This is a genomic window from Blautia massiliensis (ex Liu et al. 2021) (assembly GCF_052064225.1).
GTDB classification, from domain to species: Bacteria; Bacillota; Clostridia; order Lachnospirales; family Lachnospiraceae; genus Blautia_A; species Blautia_A fusiformis.
This window is the reverse complement of sequence record NZ_JBQHWA010000080.1, coordinates 1-1,372: the sequence shown is the minus strand read 5'-3', so window position 1 is coordinate 1,372 and position 1,372 is coordinate 1. Positions and strand designations below refer to the sequence as shown.

2 protein-coding genes are annotated in these 1,372 nt (G+C 44.7%); both read right to left on the bottom strand.

Annotated elements, in window-relative coordinates:
- Positions 1-48: 48 nt before the first annotated feature.
- A complete protein-coding gene (locus ACTNDQ_RS15360; RefSeq protein WP_441016412.1) occupies positions 49-957 on the bottom strand; it encodes an IS3 family transposase in 909 nt (302 codons plus the stop codon).
- On the bottom strand, positions 954-1,295 hold the full coding sequence (locus ACTNDQ_RS15355) for a transposase (RefSeq protein ID WP_278826224.1): 342 nt from the start codon (positions 1,293-1,295) through the stop codon (positions 954-956). The genes ACTNDQ_RS15360 and ACTNDQ_RS15355 overlap by 4 nt, the downstream gene beginning before the upstream one ends.
- Positions 1,296-1,372 lie beyond the last annotated feature (77 nt).

Genomic DNA, 1,372 nt, shown 5'->3' with positions numbered 1-1,372 from the left:
TGATATTGTCAATATTGGTTGACACATTTATCTCAAAGATATCACTGCCTATGCAGCCAGTCCCAGAGATTCGTAGTATCTCTGGCGCTTGATCATCGGAGGAAGCCCACCGTTAGCAGAGCAGATCCTCCTGTTATTCCAGTAACTGATGAAATATCTCCAAATGAGAACCTTCAGTTCCTCTGTGGTCATAGTCTCCGTATTGTAGCGGTCATAGAGAAGCTCGCTTTTCATTCTGGCCCACATGCTTTCGCATCGGGCATTATCGTGGCACCTGCCACCAGCACTGTTCATGCTTTGAATAATACCGTATTTTGCCAGAGCCTTACGATAGGTTTCACTGGTATATTGTGTTCCTCTGTCAGAGTGTACAATAGCCCCTCGCAGATCAGGATATGCCAGATAGGCATTATCCAGGGTATGCTCGCACAAAGTTGCTTTCATGTTGCTTTCCATTGCCAGACCAAGGACACTGGAATCAAAGCAGTCAAAGATAGCTGAAACATATAATTTTCCATCTTTAGCCTTGATTTCGGTGATGTCAGTTACACATTTTTCAAGTGGCTTATCGGATTTGAAATCTCGCTTCAGAAGATCCTCTGACTTACGAGCTTCCCGATCCGCCTTGGTAATACCATTCGGCTTACGTTTTGGTCGATGACTAAGGCCTATTTCATCCATGACTCTGTAGACGGTTCGCTCACTAGGAATCTTGAGTCCTTCCGGTTTCTTAAGGAGAAGTGCCTGATACATGCGAATACGCCCATAGGTATCATTGTATTCATCCTCCGTATGGATTGCTCTTATAGCATCAGCGAGATCCTGATATTTCCAGGGCCGGTCTTTATGAGCAAGATATTTGTAGAACCCCTGGCGGCTGACACCAAGCATCCGGCAATAGAATGAGAGTTTTCCCTTAATTGCGCCGTCTTCCGTTTTTATGGCAATAAACATCATTCTTTGGTTCTTGCTGACTTCCGACGGCTGGCTGCGAAAAAAGCACTTGCTTCCTCGAGAAATTCATTTTCCTCTTTCAGACGACGGATTTCTTTATCCTGATCCTTAACGCGTTTGCGGAGCATAGCAAGTTCCTCAGCGAGGCTCATTGCACTATCTGGAGTATGTGCACCGTCGCCAATATCCAATGTGCCGGCTCTAACTGCTTTCAGCCATGTATGGATGGTTCCTTCTGGAATACCTAATTCTTTGGCTGCCTTAGCACCGCCGATTTCTCTGGCAAGTTTGACAGCCTGGACCTTATATTCGTGGTCGTATTTACGTTGGGTACGTGACATTGAGAGTTCCTCCTTATTCTCTTTATTATACATGAATTCTTTGAGAATAAGGTGTCAACTTTATTTATACAACATCA